11 protein-coding genes are annotated in these 22,321 nt (G+C 74.2%); 2 read left to right on the plus strand and 9 right to left on the minus strand.

Annotation, left to right across the window (positions count from 1 at the left end; genetic code table 11):
• Positions 1–10: 10 nt before the first annotated feature.
• Together AB0K67_RS31895 and AB0K67_RS31900 are read right to left on the minus strand one after the other, a co-directional pair.
• Positions 11–11,608 carry an SDR family NAD(P)-dependent oxidoreductase gene (locus AB0K67_RS31895; RefSeq protein WP_364067719.1) on the minus strand — a complete coding sequence of 3,866 codons (11,598 nt, stop codon included), beginning with the start codon at positions 11,606–11,608 and terminating at the stop codon, positions 11–13.
• 125 nt (positions 11,609–11,733) lie between these two features.
• Positions 11,734–13,275 (minus strand): AMP-binding protein, encoded by a 1,542-nt coding sequence (locus AB0K67_RS31900; RefSeq protein WP_364067721.1) that lies wholly within the window; start codon positions 13,273–13,275, stop codon positions 11,734–11,736.
• A 42-nt stretch (positions 13,276–13,317) separates the two neighbouring features.
• Between AB0K67_RS31900 and AB0K67_RS31905 the strand changes: the two genes are divergently transcribed.
• On the plus strand, positions 13,318–13,563 hold the full coding sequence (locus AB0K67_RS31905) for an acyl carrier protein (protein ID WP_364067723.1): 246 nt from the start codon (positions 13,318–13,320) through the stop codon (positions 13,561–13,563).
• A gap of 51 nt (positions 13,564–13,614) precedes the next feature.
• Here the strand turns inward: AB0K67_RS31905 and AB0K67_RS31910 are convergent, their stop codons facing one another.
• The 7 genes from AB0K67_RS31910 to AB0K67_RS31940 form a co-directional block, all read right to left on the minus strand.
• The gene (locus AB0K67_RS31910; RefSeq protein WP_364067725.1) at positions 13,615–14,556 is read right to left on the minus strand and encodes an ACP S-malonyltransferase; all 942 of its coding nucleotides are present in this window, start codon (positions 14,554–14,556) and stop codon (positions 13,615–13,617) included.
• A gap of 94 nt (positions 14,557–14,650) precedes the next feature.
• A complete protein-coding gene (locus AB0K67_RS31915) occupies positions 14,651–15,901 on the minus strand; it encodes a methylaspartate mutase (RefSeq protein ID WP_364067727.1) in 1,251 nt (416 codons plus the stop codon).
• A 6-nt stretch (positions 15,902–15,907) separates the two neighbouring features.
• Complete coding sequence (locus tag AB0K67_RS31920) at positions 15,908–16,399, minus strand: cobalamin B12-binding domain-containing protein (protein ID WP_364068049.1); 492 nt, start codon at positions 16,397–16,399, stop codon at positions 15,908–15,910.
• A 10-nt stretch (positions 16,400–16,409) separates the two neighbouring features.
• Positions 16,410–17,372 (minus strand): proline iminopeptidase-family hydrolase, encoded by a 963-nt coding sequence (locus tag AB0K67_RS31925; protein ID WP_364067729.1) that lies wholly within the window; start codon positions 17,370–17,372, stop codon positions 16,410–16,412.
• Positions 17,369–18,664 carry an activator-dependent family glycosyltransferase gene (locus AB0K67_RS31930; protein WP_364067731.1) on the minus strand — a complete coding sequence of 432 codons (1,296 nt, stop codon included), beginning with the start codon at positions 18,662–18,664 and terminating at the stop codon, positions 17,369–17,371. The genes AB0K67_RS31925 and AB0K67_RS31930 overlap by 4 nt, the downstream gene beginning before the upstream one ends.
• Positions 18,664–19,869: a P450-derived glycosyltransferase activator gene (locus AB0K67_RS31935; RefSeq protein WP_364067733.1), complete on the minus strand. Its 1,206-nt coding sequence runs from the start codon at positions 19,867–19,869 to the stop codon at positions 18,664–18,666. Before AB0K67_RS31935 ends, AB0K67_RS31930 begins: the two co-directional genes overlap by 1 nt.
• Positions 19,870–20,031: 162 nt before the next feature.
• Positions 20,032–21,591, minus strand: a complete 1,560-nt coding sequence (locus AB0K67_RS31940) for an MFS transporter (protein ID WP_364067735.1) — start codon at positions 21,589–21,591, stop codon at positions 20,032–20,034.
• 62 nt (positions 21,592–21,653) lie between these two features.
• Here AB0K67_RS31940 and AB0K67_RS31945 point away from each other — a divergent pair, with 62 nt between their 5' ends.
• Positions 21,654–22,307 carry a TetR/AcrR family transcriptional regulator gene (locus AB0K67_RS31945; RefSeq protein ID WP_364067737.1) on the plus strand — a complete coding sequence of 218 codons (654 nt, stop codon included), beginning with the start codon at positions 21,654–21,656 and terminating at the stop codon, positions 22,305–22,307.
• Positions 22,308–22,321 lie beyond the last annotated feature (14 nt).

Consider the following 22,321-nt stretch of genomic DNA (forward strand, 5'->3'; position numbering starts at 1 on the left):
CCCCCGTCGTTCAGGACGTTGCGTCCGAGCCGCCCAGCTCGCTGTCCAGCACCGCGAACAGCTCCTCGTCGGAAGCCGACGCGAGGTCCGCCACCCGGCCGGGCGCGGCGCCGTTGCCGCCGGCGCGGCCGTGCGCCTCCCGCCAGCGGCGGGCCAGCGCCTCCAGCCGGGCCGCGACGGCCTCCACGTCGGCGGGCTCGGGCGGGGCGTCGGCGATCGGCTCGGCCATGGTGGCCTCCAGCCGCTCGATCTCGTCGAGTACGGCGCGCGCCGGATCGGCGTGCTCCGGGTCGAGCTCTTCCAGGAGGAACTCGACCAGCGCCTCAGGGTTCGGGTAGTCGAAGATCAGCGTCGCCGGGAGCCGCATCCCCGCGGCGGCGCCGAGCCGGTTGCGCAGCTCGACCGCGGTCAGCGAGTCGAAGCCCAGCTCGGCGAAGGCGCGGTCGGGGCCGATCGCCTCGACGCCGGAGTGCCCGAGCACCGCGGCGACGTGCGAGCGGACCAGGTCGAGGAGGATGCGGCGCTGCTCGGCGGGTAGCAGCCCCGACAGCCGGTCGGTCAGCGACTCCTCCGCCGCCGGAGTGTCGGCCGCCGCGCGGCGTCGCGACGGCGCGGTCACCAGCTCGCGCAGCACGGGCGGGACGGGCCCGGCGGACAGCGCGTCGGCGTCCACGTCCGCGGCGAGCACCACCGGGGCGTCACCGGAGACAGCGGCGTCGAAGCGGCGCAGGCCGGACTCGGTGTCGAGCTCGCGCAGCCCGCTCGCGGACAGCCGGGCGGACTCGCCGGCGCCCACGTGGGCGGTCATGGCGCTGCGCTCGGCCCACAGGCCCCAGGCCAGCGAGTGGCCGGGCAGGCCGAGGTTGCGCCGGTGCTGGGCGAGCGCGTCCAGGAAGGCGTTGCCCGCGGCGTAGTTGCCCTGTCCCGGCGATCCGAGCAGGCCGGCCGCCGAGGAGAACATGACGAACAGCGCGAGGTCGTCGTCCCTGGTCAGGTCGTGCAGGTGCCAGGCGCTGTCGGCCTTGGGGCGCAGCACCTTCGCGAGCCGGTCGGGGGTGAGCGAGGCGATCGTGGCGTCGTCGAGCACGCCGGCGGCGTGCACCACGCCGGTCAGCGGATGCTCGGCGGGGATGCCGTCGAGCAGCGCGGCGAGCGCGTCGCGGTCGGACACGTCGCATGCCGCCACGCGGACGGACGCGCCCAGCCCGGCCAGCTCGTCGCGGAGGGCGGCGGCTCCGGGGGCGTCGGCGCCGCGCCGGGTGACCAGCAGCAGGTGCCGGGCGCCGTACCGGGTCACCAGGTGGCGGGCGACGTGCCCGGCGATGACGCCGGTGCCGCCGGTGATCAGCACGGTGCCGTCCGGGTCGGGGTCGCGCGGCACGGCCAGTGCGAGCTTGCCGACGTGGCGGGCCTGCTGGAGGTGCCGGAAGGCGTCTCTGGCGCGCCGGGCGTCCCAGACGGTGACGGGTGCGGAGCGCAGCACGCCCTCCTCGTAGAGGCGCACGACCTCGGCGAGGATCTCCTGGACGCGTTCCGGGGTGCCCTCCGGATGCTCGGTGCGGGACTGGGCGACCATGTCGTACGCCCGGTAGACGACGCCCGGGTGGGCGGCGGCCACCTCGTCCGCCTGCCGGATGTCGGTCTTGCCCATCTCCAGGAAGTGGCCGCCGCGCGGCAGCAGCTCCAGCGAGGCGTCCACGAACTCCCTGGCCAGCGAGTTGAGCACGACGTCCATGCCCTTCCCGCCGGTGACGGCGAGGAACTTGTCGCGGAAGCCGAGGTCCCTGGAGGAGGCCAGGTGGTCGTCGTCGAGGCCGAGCGCGCGCAGCACCGGCCACTTGGCGGGCGATGCGGTCGCGAAGACCTCCGCGCCCAGGTGCTGGGCGAGCTGGATCGCGGCCAGGCCGACGCCGCCGGCGCCCGCGTGCACCAGCACCCGGTCGCCCGCGCTCACCCCGGCCAGGTCCACCAGGCCGTAGTAGGCGGTGAGGTTGACGATCGGCAGCACCGCGGCCGACGTGAACGACCAGCCGCGCGGCATCGGGACGAGCAGCCGCCTGTCGGTGATCGCCACGCTGCCCGCGCCGCCGTCCACCAGGCCGGTCACCCGGTCGCCCGGCCGCAGGTCGGTGACGGCGGAGCCGACCTCCAGCACCACGCCCGCGGCCTCGCCGATCAGGCCGTCGTCCTCCTCGGTGATCATGCCGAGGGCGACGACCAGGTCGTGGAAGTTGATGCCGGCGACGCGGGGCGCCAGCCGTACCTCGGTGGGGCGCAGCGGGCGCAGCGCCTCGGGTGCCGGCAGCAGCGCGAGGTTGGACAGCGTGCCCTTGCCGGTGGTGGCCAGCCGCCACGGCCCGGACGGCGGGACGAGCGCGTCGGTGTCGCGCACCAGGCGCGGCACGTGCACCGTCCCTGCGCGTACGGCGAGCTCCGGCTCGCCCGCGTCGATCGCGGTGCGGATCGCCGCCCACGGCAGGTCCTCGCCGTCGGCGTCGAGCAGGACGATGCGGTCGGGGTGCTCGGCCTGGGCGGCGCGCACCAGGCCGACGGCCGCCGCGTGTGCGGGATCGACGTCCTCGCCCGGGACGACCGCCGCCGCGCGGCGCACGATCACGACCAGCCGGGCGCCGTCCTGTTGCTCGGCGGCGAGCCATGTGCGCAGCGCGTCGAGGGTGGCCCGGGTCGCGGCGTGCGCGGCGGCTGCCGGGTCCTCGCCGGAGTCTCGCGGCACGTGGAACGTCTCGATGCCCGGGGTCTGCGGGGCCGCCGCTTCGGCGGCCTGCGCCGCCTGGGGCAGCGGCGTCCAGGTGAGCCGGGGCAGCGCGACGTGCACCGCCGCGCCCGCCAGCTCGCCGTCGGTGATCGGCCGCACCACCATGGCGTCCACCGAGGCCATCGGGGCGCCCGTGGAGTCGGCCAGCTCGATGGTGTAGCGGTCCGGGGCCGAGCCGTCGGCGGCGCGCAGCCGTACCCGCGCCGTGGTGGCGCCGGTGGTGTGCAGGCGCACGCCGCGCCAGGTGAACGGGAGCTTGGGCGCGCCGGAGCCGTCGCCGTCGATGAGCCCGGCGGCGTGCAGGGCGGCGTCCAGCAGGGCCGGGTGGATGCCGAACCGGTCCGCGTCACCGGCTGCCTGCTCGGGCAGGGCGACCTCGGCGTAGACGTCGTCGCCGCTGCGCCAGGCACGGCGCAGCCCGCGGAAGGCGGGGCCGTAGCCGTAGCCGCCGGCGGCCATGGTCTCGTACAGGTCGCTGACGTCCACCGGCCGGGCGTCCGCCGGGGGCCAGGCCGGGCCGGTCCCCTGCGGGGCGGGGGCTTCGCCCGCCGTCTTGGCCAGGCTGCCGGTGGCGTGCCTGGTCCATACGGGGGTCTCCGCGTCGGGCGCGTCCGGGGCGGCGTACACGGAGATCTGCCGGTGGCCGTCCTCGGCGGCGCCGACCACCACGCGTACGCGGGTCGCGCCGTCGTCGGGCAGCACGAGCGGACGTTCCAGGATCAGTTCTTCCAGTACGTCGCAGCCGGCGCGGTCGGCGGCGTGCAGCGCCATCTCGACCAGCGCCGCGCCGGGCACCATGATCCGCTCGGCCACGCGGTGGTCGGCGAGCCACGGCTGGCCCGCGACGGACAGCCGGCCGGAGAAGACCAGCCCGTCGCCGTCCGGCTCGTCCAGCACCGCGGCGAGCAGCGGGTGGCCGGCGGCGTCGAGGCCGGCGGCGCTGAGCCCGGCGGGTCCGCCGAGCGTGCTCGGCTTCCAGTACTTGTCGTGCTGGAAGGGGTAGGTGGGCAGGTCGACGCGCGGCGCGGCGGGCAGGACCTTCGACCAGTCCACCTGTGCTCCGCGCAGCCACGCCTCGGCCAGCGCCGTGGTGAACCTGCCGCCCTCGTCGCGGCGCAGCGTGCCGAGCGCGGTGACGTCCACGCCGTCGGCGGCGGCGGTCTCCTCGATCGCGGGAGTGAGCATCGGGTGGGGGCTCATCTCCAGGAAGAGCCGGCGTCCGCGGGCCAGCAGCGCCCGGGTGGTCTCGGCGAACCGTACGGTCCTGCGCAGGTTCGTGTACCAGTACTCGGCGTCGAGCCCGGTCGTGTCCAGCTCGGCCGCCTCCACGGTGGAGTAGAACGGCACCGCGGCGGCCTGCGGGCGCAGCCCGGCGAGGTCGCGCAGCAGCGGCTCGCGCAGCACCTCCACCTGCGCGCCGTGGGAGGCGTAGTCCACGGCCAGCCGCTTGACGCGGGTGCCGTCGGCGCGCAGCCGGGCCTCCAGGGCGTCCAGCGCGTCGGAGTCGCCGGCCAGCACCACCGATCCCGGGCCGTTCACCACGGCCACGGAGATCGCGTCGCCGTGGTCGGCGAGCAGCTCGGGCATGCGTTCCGCGGGCAGCGCCACGGACATCATGCCGCCGTTCAGGCCGGACAGGCGCTCGGCGACCGCGCGGGAGCGCAGCACCACCACCCGCGCGCCGTCGGCGAGGGACAGCGCCCCGGCCACGCAGGCGGCGGCGATCTCGCCCTGGGAGTGGCCGACCACGGCGGCCGGTTCGACTCCGGCGGCGCGCCAGGTCTCGGCCAGCGCGACCATGACCGCCCAGAGCACCGGCTGGACCACGTCGACGCGTTCGAGCAGTTCGGCGTCGCCGAGCGCGTCGCGCACCCGCCAGTCCACCAGCCGCTCGATCTCGGCGGCGCAGCGGTCGAGGGCGGCGGCGAACGCGGGCGAGGAGTCCAGCAGCTCGAGCGCCATGCCGGGCCACTGGCCGCCCTGCCCGGGGAAGACGAACACCGGCTGGTCCGCGCCCTCGTGCACCTGGCCCCGGACGAGCCCCGCGTCCTGCTCCCCTGCGGCCAGCGCGCGCAGCCCGGCCAGCGCGGCCTCGCGGGAGTCGCCCAGTACGGCGGCACGCTTGGGCAGACCGGCCCTGCGGGTCAGCTCGGCGGCGATCTCGGGGAGTCCGGTCTCGTCGTGCTCGGTCATGAAGGCGGCGAGCCGGTCGGCCTGGGCGCGCAGCGCGGGCTCGGTCTTGGCCGAGACCAGCACCGGTAGCACGGCGCTGCCCGCATCCACGATCGTCGGGCCTGCCTCCGCCGGGGCGTCCTCGGCGGGCGGCTCCTCGATGATGACGTGGGCGTTCGTGCCGGAGATGCCGAAGGAGGACACGCCCGCGCGGCGCGGCCGATCGGCCTGCTTGGGCCAGGGCTTCGGCTCGGTGAGCAGCTCCACCGCTCCGGCGGACCAGTCCACCTTCGACGACGGGGCGTCCACGTGCAGGGTCTTGGGCAGCAGCTCGTGCTGCATGGCCAGGATCATCTTGATCACACCGGCCACGCCGGCGGCCGCCTGCGTGTGGCCCAGGTTCGACTTCACCGAGCCCAGCCACAACGGCTCCTTGCGGTCCTGGCCGTAGGTCGCCAGCAGCGCTTGGGCCTCGATCGGGTCGCCCAGGGAGGTGCCGGTGCCGTGGCCTTCGACCACGTCCACCTGGTCAGGGCCGATCCCCGCCGACGCGAGCGCCTGCGCGATCACCCGCTCCTGCGAAGGCCCGTTGGGGGCGGTGATGCCGTTGGAGGCGCCGTCCTGGTTGACGGCACTGCCGCGTACGACGGCCAGGACCCGGTGCCCGCGGCGGCGGGCATCCGACAGCCGCTCGACCACCAGCACGCCGACGCCCTCGCCCCAGCCGACGCCGTCGGCGCCCTCGGAGAACGCCTTGCACCGGCCGTCGGCGGCCAGGCCGCGCTGCCGGGAGAACTCGATGAACGCCCCCGGCGTGGACATCACGGTCACGCCACCGGCGAGGGCCAGGTCGCACTCGCCGCGCCGCAGCGCGTCCGCGGCCAGGTGCAAAGCCACCAGCGAGGACGAGCAGGCGGTGTCCACGCTGATCGCGGGACCGCGCAGGCCGAGCGTGTAGGAGACGCGCCCGGAGACCGTCGCGCCGCCCGCGCCCGCGGGCACGTAGTCGTGGTACATCACGCCGGCGAACACCCCGGCGCTGGTCTCGCGCAGCGACGTCGGGTCGATACCGGCCCGCTCCAGTGCGGTCCAGCTGACCTCCAGGAACTGCCGTTCCTGCGGGTCCATCTCGGCCGCCTCGCGGGGGCTGATGCCGAAGAAGTCCGGGTCGAACTCGGCGGCGCCGTGCAGGAAGGCGGCCTGCCGCGTGTACGAGGTGCCCTCGTGCTCGGGGTCGGGGTGGAACAGCGAGCCGAGGTCCCAGCCGCGGTCGGCGGGGAAGTCGCCCACCGCGTCGACGCCCTCGGTCACCAGCCGCCAGAAGTCCTCCGGCGTCTGCACGCCGCCCGGGTACCGGCAGGCGAGCCCGACGATCACGATCGGGTCGGTCCCGGCCGGGGCCGCCGCCGCAGCCGGTGCCTGCGCGGGCTCCGGCTTGCCGCCGAACCGGTCGGCCAGGAAACCGGCCAGCGCGGTCACCGTCGGGTGGTCGAAGACGAGGGTCGCCGGGAGCGCCATGCCGACCCTGCGGCCCAGCCTGTTGCGCAGCTCCACGCCGGACAGCGAGTCGAAGCCCAGCTCCTGGAAGGCCCGGTCAACCGGCACCGCGTCGGGCGAGCCGTAGCCGAGCACGCCGGCGGCCTCCGCGCGTACCACGCCGAGCAGCAGCTCGCGCCGCTCGGCCGGGGACATCGCGCCGAGCCGGTCGGCCAGCGAGCCGGGTCCCGCCGCGGCGGCGCGGGCGGGGCGGCGGCCGGCGAGCGCGCGCAGCACCGCGGGCGGTTCCGTGTCGCGGCCGCGCAGCGCGGCCAGGTCCAGGCGGCAGGCGACCGGCGCGGGATGTCCGGCGGCGAGCGCCGCGTCGAACAGCGCGAGCCCCTCCTCGGCGGTGAGCGGGCGCATGCCGGAGGCGGCGAGGCGGGCGGTCTGGCGGTCGTCCAGCCGGCCGGCCATGCCGCTCTCCGCCTCCCACGCGCCCCAGGCGATCGAGATCGCCGGGAGCCCGGCGGCGGCGCGCTCGGCGGCGAGCGCGTCCAGGGCGGCGTTGGCGGCGGCATAGTTGCCCTGTCCCGCCGCGTCCATGAGCCCGGTCGTCGAGGAGAACAGCACGAACGCGCGCAGGTCCAGGTCGCGGGTCAGCTCGTGGAGGTGCCACGCGCCGTCCACCTTGGGCTGCAGCACCCGCGCCAGGCGCTCGTCGTCGAGGGTCGGGATGGTGCCGTCGGCCAGCACGCCCGCCGCGTGCACCACGGCCGCGAGCGGCTGCCGCCGCGCGGTTTCGTCCAGGAGGGCCGCGAGCGCGGCGCGGTCGGCCACGTCGCAGGCGGCCACCGTCACCTCAGCGCCGAGCCCGGCGAGCTCGTCGCGCAGCTCGGCCGCGCCGGGCGCGTCGAGGCCGCGGCGGCTGGTCAGCACCAGGTGCCGTACGCCGTGCTCGGTGACCAGGTGCCTGGCCAGCAGCGCGCCCAGGCCGCCGGTGCCGCCGGTGATCAGCGTGGCGCCCTCGGCGGGCCATGCGGCGGCGCCGTTCTCCGGTGCGCGGCGGGTGAGCCTGGGGATGTGCGGCTTTCCCGCGCGTACGGCGATCTCCGGCTCTCCCGCGCGCAGCGCGGCGGCCGTGGCCGAGTCGATGACGGAGCGGTCCTGGTCCTGCTCGGGGTCCAAATCGATCAGGACGATGCGCCCCTGGCTCTCCTCCCTGGCGGCCCTGGCCAGTCCCCAGACCGCCGCCTGCGCCATGTCCGGGGCAGCGCCGCCGATGGCGACCGCTCCCCTGGTCACGATCACGAGGGTGTCGTCGGTTGACGGGTCGGTGGCCAGCCAGCGCCGTACGCGCTCCAGCGTGGCCGCCACGGTGCGGCGTACCCGCTCGGGCGCGGAGGTGGCGGTGCCGGTGTCGTCCCAGGCCAGATGGACCTCGGCGTCCCGTGCCGCCGGGTCGCCGTCCTGCGTGGCCAGCGGGCGCCATTCCACCTCGTACAGGGGTAGCGCCGCCGCTCCGCCCGCCGGGAGGGAGTCGGCGAGCGGGCGGGATTCGAGCGACGTCACGGTGGCCAGGGGGCCACCCGTCGCGTCGGCGAGGTCCAGCCGTACGGCTCCCGCGCCGTCGGCGGGGCGCAGCCGTACCCGTGCCGCGGCGGCGCCGGTGGCGTGCAGCTCGACGCCGCGCCATGCGAAGGGGACCACCGGCCGCCCGTTCTCGCTCGCCTTCTCGTCCGCTTCGGGCAGCAGGCCCACGCGCAGCGCGGCGTCGAGCAGCGCGGGGTGCGCGTCGTAGCCGGTGGCGTCCACGCCTTCGGGCAGCGCCACCTCGGCGTAGAACTCCTCGCCCTTGCGCCAGGCGGCGCGCAGCGCGCGGAACGTGGGGCCGTATTCGTAGCCGCGCTCGGCCAGCCGGTCGTCGAGCCCGTCGATGTCCACGGCCACCGCGCCGGGGGGCGGCCACGCGGTGAGGTCGGCGCCTTCCGCAGTGGCGGGGGCGAGGGTGCCCTGCGCGTGCCGGATCCAGCCCTCCCCGTCGGCGGAGTGGATCTCCACGGTACGGCGGCCGTCGTCGTCCGGGGCGGCGACCGCGACCTGGACGGCCACGCCGCCCGCGTCCTCCCCGGTGGGGATGACCAGCGGGGTCTCCAGGACGAGCTCGTCCAGCCTGCCGCAGTCCACCTCGTCGCCGGCGCGGAGCGCCAGCTCCACGAAGCCCGTGCCCGGGAAGATCACGGTGCCGTTCATCGTGTGGTCGGCCAGCCACGGCTGAGTACGCGGGGACAGCTGCCCGGTGAGGGTGACGGCCCCGTCCGGGTGGGTCACGGCGGCGGCGAGCAGCGCATGCTCGACGGGCGACTGCCCGGCCGCCGACACGTCGCCCGACTTGTGAGCTTCGAGCCAGAACCGACGCCGCTGGAACGGGTACGTGGGCAGCGCGACGGGACTTGGCGGGGTCTCGCGGTCGGCGAACCAGCCGGCCCAGTCCACGCTCACGCCACCGGCCCAGGCCGCGCCGAGCGCTTCGGCGAAGTAGGCCACCTCGTCGCGGCCGCGGCGCAGCAGCGCCACCACCGGGGCATCGTGACCGGCGAGGGTCTGTTCGATCATGGGGGCGAGCTGGGCGTCGGGACCCGCCTCCAGGAAGTGGGTGACGCCGCGCCGCCGCATGACCTCGACGCCGTCAGCGAACCGCACCGGACGGCGCACATGCTCCACCCAGTAAGAAGGCTCGGTGACCTCCTCACCCGCCAGCTCGCCGGAGACGTTCGAGACCACGGCGAGCTCCGGGCGACGCAACGTCAGCCCGGCGACGACCTGCTCGAACTCGGCCAGCATGGGCTCCATCAACGGCGAGTGGAACGCATGCGACACCCGCAGCGGTCGGGTCCGATGCCCCTGCTCACGCGCCCACGCGACCACCTCATCGACCTGAGCGGCGGCACCGGAGACCACGACCGCGCCCGGCGCGTTCACCGCAGCGATGGCCACCTGATCGTAACGAGCCAGCACGGAGGCGATCTCGTCCTCACCGCAGCCGATCGCGGCCATCGCACCACCGGCCGGCAACGCCTGCATCAACCGCCCGCGGGCGGCCACCAGACGGCACGCATCCGCCAGATCCAGCACCCCGGCGACGTGCGCGGCGGTGATCTCACCCAGCGAGTGCCCGGCCACGAAGTCCGGCCGCACACCGAACGACTCCAGCAGCCGGAACAAGGCAGTCTCGAAAGCGAACAACCCGGCCTGCGCGAACACCGTCTGATCCAGCACCCCGTCAGGGGCCGAGTCGCCGAGGATGATGTCGCGCACGGTCAGTCCACCGGCCAGCTCGGCTGCGACATCCGTCCCGGCGAGTTCGGCTTGCAGCAGCTCGCAGGCTTCGTCGAAGGCGCGCGCGAACACGCCGAAGCGCTCGTACAGTCCGCGGCCCATGCCGGGCCGCTGCGCGCCCTGCCCGGAGAACACCAGGCCGAGCCGCCCGCTCCTGGCCTCTCCGACTGTGACGCCGGGCGGGGTCTCGCCGGCGGCCAGGCCGCGCAGCGCGGCGATCAGGCCGTCCTTGTCGTGGGCCACCAGGGCGGCGCGGTGGGCGAGCGCCGCGCGGCGGGTCAGCGTCCAGGTCACGCCGGGCAGGTCGGCGTCGGCGCCGTCACCGGTGAGGAACCCGGCGAGCCGTTCCGCCTGGGCGCGCAGCGCGGCCTCGGACTTGGCCGACACCACGATCGGCAGCGCCGGGGAGCCCTCGGCAGGCGAGGGCTCCGTGGTCTCCTCGGGGGCCTCTTCGAGGATGACGTGGGCGTTGGTGCCGCTGACCCCGAACGCGGAGACGGCGGCCCTGCGCGGGTGCCCGGCGCGCGTCCACGGCCGGGGCTCGGTGAGCAGCTCCACGTTGCCGGCCGACCAGTCGACCTCGTGGCTGGGGGCGTCCACGTGCAGTGTCTTCGGGAGCGTGCCGTGCCGCATGGCCAGCACCATCTTGATGACGCCTGCCGCGCCGGAGGCCGCCTGGGCGTGTCCGATGTTGGACTTGACCGAGCCGAGCCACAGGGGCCGGTCGCGGCCCTGCCCGTACGTGGCGAGGAGCGCCTGCGCCTCGATGGGGTCGCCCAGCCTGGTGCCGGATCCGTGGCCTTCGACGACGTCCACGTCCGACGGCGACAGTCCGGCCGCCGACAGCGCGGCGCCGATCACCCGCTCCTGGGAGGGGCCGTTCGGCGCGGTCAGGCCGCTGCTCGCGCCGTCCTGGTTGACGGCCGAGCCGCGGATGACGGCGAGCACGGGGTGGCCGTTGCGCTGGGCGTCGGAGAGGCGTTCGAGCAGCAGCAGGCCGACGCCCTCGCCCCAGCCGACCCCGTCGGCCGCGGCGGCGAAGGACTTGCAGCGGCCGTCGGGCGAGAGCACGCCCTGGCGGCCGGAGTCGACGAACAGCTCGGTGGTGGACAGCACGGTGGCGCCGCCGGCCAGGGCCAGCTCGCACTCGCCGCCGCGCAGCGCCTGCGCCGCCAGGTGGAGGGCCACCAGCGACGAGGAGCAGGCGGTGTCCACGGTGACCGCGGGTCCTTCGAAGCCGTACAGGTAGGAGATGCGCCCGGAGGCGACGCTGCGGTGGCTGCCGTGCGCGATGAAGCCCTGGACGCCGCGGGGTATCCGGTCGCTGCGTGAGCCGTAGTCGCCGTACATGACGCCGACGAACACGCCGGTACGGCTGCCGCGCAGCGCCGTCGGGTCGATGCCCGCGCGCTCGACCGCCTCCCACGTGGTCTCCAGCAGCAGCCGCTGCTGCGGGTCCATGGCGGTGGCCTCGTTGGGGCTGATGCCGAAGAACTCCGGTTCGAAGCCGGCCACGTCGCGCAGGAAGCCGCCCTCGCGGGTGTAGGTCTTGCCCGGTTTGCCACGCTCCGGGTCGTAGATGGCGTCGATGTCCCAGCCGCGGTCGGCGGGCATGGGGGTGACGGCGTCGACCTCGTCGGTGATGAGCCGCCACAGGTCCTCGGGCGTGGTGACCCCGCCTGGGTAGCGGCAGGCCATGCCGACGATCGCGATCGGCACGGCGCCGTCCGGGCCGGCGCCCAGTTCGCGCAGGCGGTCCTCGGCCGCGCGCAACCGCCGCCGGGATTCCCGCAGATCCGCCGTCGCTCTTTTCAGGTAATTGACAAGTCTCTCTTCGTTGTCCATTACCAACCTAGGAATATGAGGAGCGTTGAGCTCACCGGGCTTGTACGTTCTGACCCTTTCGGTGCCGCCACCAAACTACGAAAAGTTCGGAGCCGCACTAACCCCTATGCGCCCCCTAAGACCAATTAATTGTGGGGGCTCAGGAGTTCGCCGGCGCGTTCGGCGAGCGCCTTTCTGTCGACCTTGCGGTTGGCGTTGAGCGGCAGTTCTCCGAGGTGGTGATATCGCTTGGGGACCATGCCGTGCGGCAGTGTCCGGCGCAGCCTGTTGGCGAGCTCGACGGGGGGTCGCGGCTCGCCGGTGTAGAAGACCACCAGCTCCGTTCCGGCGGGGCCGTCCACCCCTACCGCGGCGGCCTCGGCGACGCCGTCTCCTGCGGCCAGCAGCGCGTGCTCGATCTCGGCCAGTTCGACCCGCCAGCCCTGCACCTGGACCTGGGCGTCGCGTCTGCCCAGGTAGGCGAGCTCGTCGCCGGGAAGGCGCCGTACGCGGTCGCCGGTGCGGTAGAAGGTGTGGCCGTCGTGCTGGAGGAAGCGGCCCTCGCCGTCGCGCGGGTCGAGGTATCCGGGGGTGAGCTGGGGTCCTGCGACGCACAGCTCGCCTTCCTCCTCGTCGGTCACCTCGCCGTCCTCGGTGACGAGCAGCACCTGGTGTCCCGGGTGCACGGCGCCGATCGGCACGACGCCGTTGACCGCGAGCTTGGCCGACTCATCGGACCAGCGGTGGCCCGCGATGGTGACGGTCAGCTCGGTGGGGCCGTACAGGTTCTCCACGGTGGCGTGCGGCGCGGCCGTGATCCAGTCTTCGACGTCCTGGCAGCGCAGCGCCTCTCCGGCGAAGAAGCTCCACCGCAGGCCGGGCAGCGCGCCGGGGCGCAGGGCGCCGAGCCGGCGGGCCAGGCTGATGCCGCTGGGCGTGGAGAACCAGACGGTGACCTGGTGGTCGTCCAGGAAGGCGGGCAGGTCGGCGTGGCCGCGGGGCGGCACGGGCACGGCGGGTGCGCCCGCGCCCCAGGCGCAGAACAGGTCGAAGATGGCGCAGTCGAAGGTCAGGTCGAAGGTCTGCGAGAAGGCGTCGCCGGGGGTGAAGTCGTAGCGTTCGTCCAGCACGCCGAAGTAGTGGGTCAGGTTGGCGTGGGTGAGCGTCACGCCCTTGGGCCTGCCGGTGGAGCCCGAGGTGAACAGGATGTACGCGGGCGCGTCGGGCGGCGCCGCGACCGGTTGCGCGAGGGCGTGCGCGGCCGAGATCGCGACGCTGCCTTCGCCGCCGCCCTCGGGCAGCAGCACGGAGCCGTAGAAGCCGCGTTCGCGCAGCTCGGGCAGCAGGCGCGCGCCGCGCTCGTCGGCGATCACAGCGGTGACGCCGGCCGCCGACATCATCCGCGCCGTCCTGTCGGGCGGGAAGCCGACGTGCAGCGGCACCACCGTGGTCCCGGCGTACAGGGTCGCGAGCAGCCCGGCGTAGGCGGTGGTGCCCTTCTCGGCGAGCACCCCCACCGGTCCGGTGACGCCGGCGTGGAGCAGCGACCCGGCCCACAGCAGGGCGAGCTCGTGCAGCTCCTCGAAGGTGACCGTGCGGCCGCCGAGGCGGAGCGCGGCTCCTTGCGGCGCGGCGGCGAGACCGTTCAGAAATCGCCCGTGCAGGTTCCGCTGAATTTCTTCGCCCATTTTCTTTTCCCCAGCGCGAGAATATGAGGCATAATGCGAGCCATGTGGGATGAAAAGTTCGAGGAGTTGCTGCGGCACCGACTTCCCTTGCTGTCTTCCGACGACGAGCTCACCGCGGACACCAACCTCCGGGAATTCGGATTGGATTCCATGGGCGCGGTGGAACTGCTGAGCGCGCTGGAAGCCGATTACTCCGTGCAGTTCGACGAGCAGGCACTTGTTCTTGACACCTTCGCCACCCCCGGGGCGTTGTGGACGGCGCTCAGCTCGGCCCGTCCCGTCTCCTGACCCCGCGATCAACCGGCCGCCGAGCCCCGTTCAGCGACCGCTGAGCGGGGCTCAACTGTTGCGGGCGGCGAGCAGCGGCCGCTTGGGGCCGACCGGCACCACCGTGAAGTTCTTGGTGGTGGCGGGCACCCGGCTGAAGAGGGCGTCGGGCCCGGCCACGCAGACCGTGCGCACGCCGTGGGCGCGCAGCGCCTCCACCGTCCCCGGCCAGTGCATCTGCTTGACGAAGCCGTCGAGCAGCAGGTTCCGCACCTGCTCGCCGGTGGTCAGCGGCGACCCGTCGTGGTCGGAGATCACCGGCAGCCGCGGCTCGGCGAAGTCCAGCTCGTCCAGCACCTCCTTCTCCGCGCGTTCGCGCAGCCAGGAGAAGGCCGGTGAGTGCATCGGCGGGCGCATCGTGTAGAGCGACAGGCCGCCGGCGGCGCGGATGCCCTTCTCCAGCCCCGGCAGGTCGTCGGCGGACAGTGTGATCATGAAGAAGTCGCGGTCGACGCGGCAGGCGACGTCGGCGATGCGGCCGCGCGCGGTCAGCTCGCCGAGCATCTCCTCCACCACGTCGGGCTGTACGCGGACGAACGAGTGGGTGACCAGGCCGCTGTGCTCCCTGCTGAAGTAGTCGGCCACGCAGCGGGCCAGCCGGGCGGTCATCCACACCGCGTCGGAGAAGCTCAGCGACCCCGCGTACGCGGCGGCCGGCTTGCCGCCGAAGCTCGGCCCCGCGCACACCCCGGGCGGGGCGGGCAGCGCCTCGCGCTCGGCCCACTCGGCCAGGGCCAGGCAGGTGACGAGGAACGCCACCTGGGCGTACTCGGAGTAGTCGCCCTCCGTGTCGCGGAACCGCTCCAGCACCGGGTATCCGAGCGCTTCATCGGCCTCGGCGAACAACCGCCACGCCGACGGCACCTCGGTGGCGAACCGCTCGATGTCGGCGTACGCGGTCGGCCCCATCCCTGGGAAGACCATCGCGATCTCGTGACTCGATGTGTTGTCCACTCCGGCACGCTAACCGCGGCCGACCTGCCTGCCCCACCCCTAGTACCCCTGCTCGTGATCCCCGCGGCCCCCACATTCTGCGGGCTTCGGCCGTTCATGCGAGGCCGTCGAATTTGCGCTGGACGTAGTGGAGCGCGTGCAGCAGCTCGGCGGAGCCGACCGGGCGCAGGCGGTGGCGTTCGGCCAGGTCGTCCAGCGGCAGCGCGCCGACGTCGGCCCACAGCAGCCGGCCGTCGGCGTCGATGCGGCTGCGCGCGGCACCCCTGTTGTCGGGGTGCAGGCAGTAGGGGATGTCGAGGTAGCCGAGCTTGAACGCGCGCAGCAGCGCGCGGCCCACGTCCTCGTGCAGCTCCAGGGTGGCCTCGATGAGCCGCCGCGCCTCGGCGTACACCTGCGAGTCCGTGCTGGGCGGCGGCGGCGCGGCGGGGCGGGCCGCGCGGGCCGCCCGTCCGGCCAGCTCCAGCGCGGCGACGTTCTCCTCGATCGTGGGGATGCGCTGGGACTCCGCCTCGGTCTTGACGATGAGCCGCTCGGCGCCCGTGCGCACGGCCAGCTCGGCGGCGGAGGTCAGCAGGGCGGCGGCGCCGCGCGGCGTCTCGGGGTAGACGCCCATGTACGCGTAGACGACGACGTGCCAGCGCACGCCGGACAGGAACTCCTCGGCCAGCGCGCGCAGCGCGAGCACCGCCTCGACGTCCTGCTCTGGGCTGGTCTGCTGGGCGTAGCTGAGCGAGATGTCGCGCAGGCCGTGCGCCTGGAAGAACAGGCCCTCCAGGACGCTGAGCGCGACGAGCTGGCCGGGCGGGCAGAGCTGGCCGAGCACGCAGCCGCCGAACGTCTCCAGGTGCGGCTCGCGCCCCTCCTCCTGCCCGCGGGCGACCAGCAGCTCGCAGCCGCGCGCCCAGTGGTCGACCGCCTGGCTGAGCGGGATCCTGCTGTACGGCAGGCAGTAGGAGACCGGGCCGCCTTCGGTGGCGTCCAGTCCGGCGTCCAGCAGCGCCTCGAAGATCCTCACCGGGTTGGCGGAGCCGTGCCGCACCTGCACGGGGAAGCCGTCGTCGCGGACGCCGTGCAGCAGCGCCCTGTTGACGACGACGCCGTGGCTGACCAGGGGGTAGCCGTTGAGCGCGGCGCCCGAGGCCAGCGCGGCGGCGGCCGAGCCCAGGTCGCCGACCCGGGTGTAGCTGTCCACGGTGATCGTGCCGGCGGTGGCCGCGCGGGCGCGTTTCGTGGCGAGCAGCCCGGCGCGCATGGCCGCCACGTCGCCGAATCCCATGCGGGGCTGCACCACCAGCTCGCCGGCCGCGGCCGTGGCGGTCACGTAACCGCCGAATCCAGCGGCCATGCGGGCTCAGCCGGACTGGACCGGCGTGCGCGCGGCGGCGTCGTCCGCCTTCCAGGTGACCGCGGCGGCCAGCGTCCTGAACTCGTCGATGTCCTCGGGGCCGCCGCTGTCGAAGACGCGGTCGCAGCCGGCCGCCTCGAGCTGATCGGCGAGCTCCTTTTCGCGGCGTCCGGTGACGCCGAGGCGGCCGCCCATGACGATGGGGACGCCGGCCAGCTCGGGCCGGGCGCGCAGCTTGGGGACGACCCGCAGGCCCTCGCGGTAGCCGTGGCCGTTGACGGTGCTGAGCACCACGAGGTCGGGGCGCTGGTCCACGCATTCGGCGACGAGCAGCTCGTCGGGAACGCACGGGCCGAGGTTGACCACGTCCAGGCCCTCCTCTTCGCAGACGAGCTGCAGATAGACGAGGTTCCAGGTGTGCGAGTCCGATGCCACGCCGCTCACCAGGGCGCGCGGGCGGCGGCCCTCGATGCGGGCCGGGTTCTGATCGGGGAACATGCGGGTCACGTCAACTCCCTGTCGCGGCGTCGCTTGCGCGGGTCCCCGGTCGGGTCCCGGTGACGGTGGCGAGATAGGCCAGCAGCACTTCCCTGAACCGGTCGGGTTCCTCCAGGTGCGGGAGGTGGCTGGAGTGCTCGAGGATCTCCCAGCGGGAGTCCGGGATGAGCTCGTCGAACGGGCGTACGGTCTCCGGTGTCGCCTCGTCGTGCCGTCCTGAGATGATCAGGGTGGGCACCTCGATGGAGGGCAGCAGCTCTTCGACCGACCAGTCGCGCAGCGTGCCGACGACGTGGAACTCGGTCGGCCCGTTCATCGTGTAGTAGACGGTCGGGTTGTTGTGCATCTCCATGAAGGACGCCTGATACTCGCGCGGCCACGGGTCGACCAGGCAGACGTACCGGGCGAAGAAGACGCGCATGGCGTCGAAGTACTCGCGGGTGGCGGTGGTGCCGGCGGCCTCGTGGCGGGCGAGCGTCTCCTGCACCTCGGGCGGGAGGGTGGCGCGCAGCCGTTCCATCTCGGCCCGCCAGGTGATCATCGAGGCGGGCGAGTTGGCGATGACCAGCCCGCGCAGCCCGCTGGGGCGGGTGGCGGCGTGCGCGGCGCCGAGCATGCCGCCCCAGGAGTGGCCGAAGAGCACGTAGCCGTCGGCCACGCCCAGTTGCTTGAGCAGGTTGTCCAGCTCGTCGAGGAAGAGCCGCACGGTCCAGAAGTCGGCGCCCTCGCCGGGCAGGTGGGTGGAGCCGCCGTTGCCGAGCTGGTCGTAGTGGATGACCGGCTGTCCGGTGTCGCTCAGCTCGGCGAGCGGCAGCAGGTAGTCGTGGGTGCTGCCGGGCCCGCCGTGCAGCACGACCAGGGGCGGGCGGCCGCCCGTCAGGTCGCCGGTCACGCGGTACCAGGTGCGGTACTCGCCGAACGGCACCGTGCCCTTGGCGGTGGGCCGCCGGGTCGTCGCGGCCGTCCTGCTCACCGCAGCGCCCCCTCGGCCAGGGCGGGCTCCTGCGCGGGCGCGCCGGCGCGGTGCTCGGCGACGAGGCGTTCCAGGCGGGGGACGAGCTCGGCGGGGGTGGGCTCGGCGAGCATCTCCTGCCGGAGCCGTTCGGCGGCGGCGCGCGGTCCGGGCTCGTGTACGAGCGCGGCCAGCGTGTCGCGGAAGCCGCGGGGGTCGAGCCGGGGCGGCGGGATGTACGCGCCGGCGCCGATGGCGGCCAGCCGCTTGGCCTTGACCGGAGGGTCCCAGGTGTTGGCGATCATGAGCTGCGGCACGCCGTTGAGCAGCGCGGCGCTGAACGTGCCGGCGCCGCCGTGGTGCACGACCGCCGCGCAGGTCGGCATGAGCAGGTTCATGGGGACGAAGTCGACGATGCGCACGTTGTCCGGCACCTCGCCGAGGCCGGCGCGCTGCTCGGCGTCGAGCGTGGCGACCACCTCGATGTCGAGTTCGGACGCCGCCCGTACCAGCTCGGCCGGGCTGAGCGCCCAGTCGTGCAGGAAGTCCGCGCCGGTGCCGCCGAGCGTGAAGCACACGCGGGGGCGGCTCGGCGGCTCGGCCAGCCAATCGGGCTGCACGGAGCGGCCGTTGTACGGCAGGGTCCGCATGCCGACGATCGGCACCCCGACGGGGAGGCGCAGGCTCGCGGGCATCGTGGTGTCGATGGTGAGCCGCCCGGTGACTGCCTCCTCGGTGAAGGGGCGGCCGTATCGGGCCAGGGTCAGCGTCAGCCACTCCCCCACCGGGTCCTCCCAGTGCGCCTTCGGCTGCTGGGCGCGCAGCTCGAGGAAGGTGCGGCGGGCGCTGCCCAGCACGTCCAGGCCCCACAGGGCCCGTACGTGGACCGCGCCGCACGCCTCGGCCGCGATCGCGCCGGCCAGGGTGAACGGCTCCCAGATCACCAGGTCGGGCCGCCAGCTCCGGGCGAAGCGGACCAGCTCGTCCACCATCTCGGTGTTGTTGGTGGCGGCGAGCAGCAGCGGCGCGATCACCGTGTCGAAGTCGAGCGCCTGCTCCCAGGTGACCGGCTCGTCGCGGTCCTCGTGCACCCGGGGCGGCCCCATGGCCGCGCCCGGCTGCTCGCGCACCTCCTCGAGCTCCGGGTCGGTGCCGACGGGGACCGCGACGAGCCCCGACGCGGTGATCGCGTCGGTCAGCGACGGCTGGCTAGCCACCCGGACCTCGTGTCCGGCGGCGGTCAGCGCCCAGCCGAGCGGCACCAGGCAGTTGTAGTGCGAGGCGAGGGCGAACGAGGTCAGCAGGACACGCATCAGGTCTCTCCAAGCCCGAGCACGGGCAGCTCGACGGGGCCGCGCACCACGGGGGCGCGCCGCCGGTACACCGGCGCGCCGGACGGCCGCACGTCCGGCCGGGTCTCGGCGAGTATCCGCAGCGCCACCTCGGCCTGGGCGCGGGCCAGCGGGGCGACGGGGAGGTGGTGGAGGCCGCCGGCGAAGGCGAGCGGCTCCGGCTCGCCCTGCCGATCGAGGCGGAAGCGGCCGGGCTCCGGGTGCCGGGTCTCGTCCCGGCCCGCGGCGGCGGTGACGAGCACCAGGTGGCTGCCGGGCTCCAGCCGGGTGCCTGCCAGGTCGGCGGGTCCGGCGGCCACCCGTGCCTCCATCTGCACCGGCGGGTCGTGGCGCAGCGTCTCGGCCACGGCGGCGGGCGCGAGCCCGGGGTCGCGGGACAGCGCCTGCCACGCGTCCGGCTCGGCCAGCAGCGCGCGGACCGCGTTGCCGATGAGGTGGGCGGTCGCCGGGACGGCGGCGGTGGACAGCAGCACCCGTACGGCCCTGTCAGGGTCGTGGGTCCCCTCCCCCGGCGTGCCGCCGAACAGCTCGTCGAGCCCGGCCACCGCGTCCTCGATCCGGCGGACGAGGGCGAGCGGCTGGGCGGCGAGCAGGGAGTCGGGCAGCGCGGCGGCGTCCTGGCAGAGCTCGGCGTATCGCGGCAGGTCCGCCGCGGGGAGCCCGAGCAGCGCGGCGGTGGCGGCGGTCGCGACGGGCCAGGCGTAGCCGGTCATGAGGTCGCCGCCGGTGACGCGGTCGAGGCGGGCCAGGCACTCCCGCTCGACGGTCTTGCGGTGCGCGGCCAGCGGCTCCGGGTCGAGCAGGGCCTGCCAGTGGGGGCGCAGCCGCTCGTGCTCATCGGCCTCGCCGCCCAGCGTGCCGTGCCCGTAGAAGGGCAGAAGCTGCTCGGCGGCCGGCGAGCCGTCCCGGCCCGACATCCGCCACACCGGGTCCGCCAGGGCCGCGGCCGCCACGTCCGGGTCCGCGGTCACCCAGCTTCCGGTGGTGCTGCGGTGGATCGGGCCGCGCTCGCGGATCGCGGCGTAGAGCGGGTAGGGATCATCGGTGCCGCGCAGCACCAGGGCGAACGGGTCGCCCAGGATGCCCAGCACCCGCTGCGTGGCGCGGGCGTTGAGCAGGCGCAGCCCCAGTTCGTAATCGGCTGCCGGGTTGGCGCCTTCGGGCATGGTGCCTCCACCTAGCCGGCGATCGGATCGACGATGGCCACGGTAGAGGCGGACGTTCCCCCTAGATCAACCCCTAATGGGCCTCGCCCCGGCCCGCCGAACCACGTAGGGGGGCCGGGGCGATCTGCGGGGGAACGCACGTCGCCGCAGGTGAGCGGCGGCTCAACGCGCCTCGGACATGCCGGGCTCCTCGGCGGCCTCCGCGGGCTTGATGTCGGCGCGGCGCAGCGCGAACAGCGCGATGGCGCCCAGCGCCAGCATGAGCGCGGCGGTCACGTACAGCGGCACCTGCATGCCGAGGGTGAACGCGGCCCTGGCGGCGTCGGCGAGCTGCGCCCCGATCTCCCCCGGCAGTTCGGCGGCGATGGCGAGCGCCGCCGCGAGGGTCTCGGACGCCGCCGCCGTCTCGGCCTGCGGCACCCCCTGCGGGGTGGTGTCGAGCAGCGTACGGCTGTAGACGACGGTGCTGATGAGGCCCATGAGCGCGATGCCCAGGGCGGTGCCGAGCTCCAGGCTGGTCTCCGACAGCGCGGAGGCCCGCGCGGACCGCTCGGGCGGCACGCTGCCCAGCACGATGTCCACCGCGACGGTGGCCACGATGCCGGTGCCCGCGCCCACCAGGATCATCCCCGGCACCAGCGCCGCCAGCCCGGCGTCCACCTCGACCTGCGACATGATGAGCAGGCCGACCGCCATGATGAGCGGGCCGGCGGCGAAGATGGGGCCGGGCCGCAGGCGCTGGGCGAGGTAGCCGGCGACCACGGCGGCGACGATCACCCCTACGCCGGCGGGCATCTGCCACAGCGCCGCGGGCAGCGGGCTGAAGCCCAGCACCTGCTGCAGGTACGGCGACGCGAGGTAGGTGCCGCCGGTCAGCGCGAACATGACCAGCGCGTAGCCGCCCACGGCCGTCGTGAAGACCGGCCGGCGGAAGAGGTCGACGTCGACCATCGGGTCGGCCTTGCGGCGCTGCTGGTAGACGAAGGCCACGCCGAAGGCGACGCCCGCGACGAGCGCGCCGACCGACCAGATCGACGGCTCCTCCAGCGCGACCTGCTTGAGCCCGTAGATGAGCGGCAGCACGGCGGCCAGCGACAGCAGGACGCCGAGCAGGTCGAAGCCGCCCTTCTTGGGATCTCGCGACTCCGGCAGCAACAGCGGACCCGCGATCAGCAGCAGCGCCATGAACGGCACGTTCAGCAGGAAGACCGACCCCCACCAGAAGTACTCCAGCAGCAGGCCGCCCAGCGGCGGGCCGAGCACCACGCCGCCGGAGGAGCCGGCGGTCCAGATGCCGACCGCCATCTTGCGTTGCCCGGGATCCACGAACAACGTCCTGATGAGCGCAAGCGTGGACGGCATGAGGGTGGCGGCGCCGATGCCGAGCAGCACCCGGGCGGCGATCAGCAGCTCGGGCGAGGTGGCGTACGCCGCGGCGGCGGAGCCCACGCCGAAGACCACCGCACCGCCGAGCAGCACCCGGCGCCGGCCGATGCGATCGCCCAGGGCGCCCATCGGTATCAGCAGCCCGGCCAGCACGAACGTGTAGATGTCCATGATCCACAGCAGCTCGGTGGCGCTGGGCCGGAGTCCCGCGGTGATCCAGGGGACCGCCAGGAACAGGATGGTGATCGAGTTGGACAACAAGATCACAGGGAGCGTCAGTACGGCGAGGCCGAGCCATTCGCGTCGGCCCGCGGTGGGGCGAGTTGTCTGCGCCATGCCCCGAATCATACAAGCGTCTTGGACGGACGTATGAATGAATTCGTGGTAAGGTTGCCGGCATGGGACAACGAGAGCAGCTCCTTGAGGGGGCGAAGCGGTGCATCGTGGAGCGCGGTTACGCCCACACCACCGCCCGGCACATCACCGCCGCGTCGGGAGCCAACCTCGCCTCCATCGGCTACCACTTCGGCTCGAAAGAGGCGCTGCTCCGCGAGGCCCTCATCGACATGGTTCAGGACTGGACCGACCTGTGGCAGGTCATGGTGCCCACCGACGCGACGGACCCGCTGGTGGGCTTCGAGGAGACCTGGCAGCAGATCGTCGACAGCTTCAAGGACAACCGCCCGCTGCTGGCCGCCAACTTCGAGGCGCTCACCGCCGCCGAGCACGCGCCCGATCTGCGCGAGCGGCTCGGCGAGGCGCTCGCTTCCGCCGCCGCGCCCGAAGGACTTCCCAAGCTGCTCGGCGCGGACGAATCGCTGGACGAGAAGTCCACGCGCGCGGTCGGCCGGCTCTATCTCACCCTGCTCCAGGGACTGATGGCCCAGTGGCTGATCAACCCCGAGCTGGTGTCCGTGAGCGACCTGACCGAGGGCCTGCGCGTGCTCCTCGGCCGCCCCTCGGCCGACCGGCGCGAGGACGACCAGGGGGAGGAGGATTCGCGCCCAGCACGTGAGGCACTCGGCACCGCATCTTCGGCGAACAACAGTTGAGTTGATTCTTGGGG

Origin of the sequence: Nonomuraea sp. NPDC052634 (assembly GCF_040678535.1) — a bacterium.
Taxonomy (GTDB): Bacteria; Actinomycetota; Actinomycetes; order Streptosporangiales; family Streptosporangiaceae; genus Nonomuraea; species Nonomuraea fastidiosa.

What these genes read in the sequence shown, in the direction of transcription:
- AB0K67_RS31945 (WP_364067737.1), top strand. Translation starts at nt 21,654, where the DNA reads ATGGGACAACGAGAGCAGCTCCTTGAGGGGGCGAAGCGGTGCATCGTG.
- AB0K67_RS31905 (WP_364067723.1), top strand. Translation starts at nt 13,318, where the DNA reads ATGTGGGATGAAAAGTTCGAGGAGTTGCTGCGGCACCGACTTCCCTTG.
- AB0K67_RS31920 (WP_364068049.1), bottom strand. Translation starts at nt 16,399, where the DNA reads ATGTTCCCCGATCAGAACCCGGCCCGCATCGAGGGCCGCCGCCCGCGC.
- AB0K67_RS31940 (WP_364067735.1), bottom strand. Translation starts at nt 21,591, where the DNA reads ATGGCGCAGACAACTCGCCCCACCGCGGGCCGACGCGAATGGCTCGGC.
- AB0K67_RS31900 (WP_364067721.1), bottom strand. Translation starts at nt 13,275, where the DNA reads ATGGGCGAAGAAATTCAGCGGAACCTGCACGGGCGATTTCTGAACGGT.
- AB0K67_RS31895 (WP_364067719.1), bottom strand. Translation starts at nt 11,608, where the DNA reads ATGGACAACGAAGAGAGACTTGTCAATTACCTGAAAAGAGCGACGGCG.
- AB0K67_RS31915 (WP_364067727.1), bottom strand. Translation starts at nt 15,901, where the DNA reads ATGGCCGCTGGATTCGGCGGTTACGTGACCGCCACGGCCGCGGCCGGC.
- AB0K67_RS31930 (WP_364067731.1), bottom strand. Translation starts at nt 18,664, where the DNA reads ATGCGTGTCCTGCTGACCTCGTTCGCCCTCGCCTCGCACTACAACTGC.
- AB0K67_RS31935 (WP_364067733.1), bottom strand. Translation starts at nt 19,869, where the DNA reads ATGCCCGAAGGCGCCAACCCGGCAGCCGATTACGAACTGGGGCTGCGC.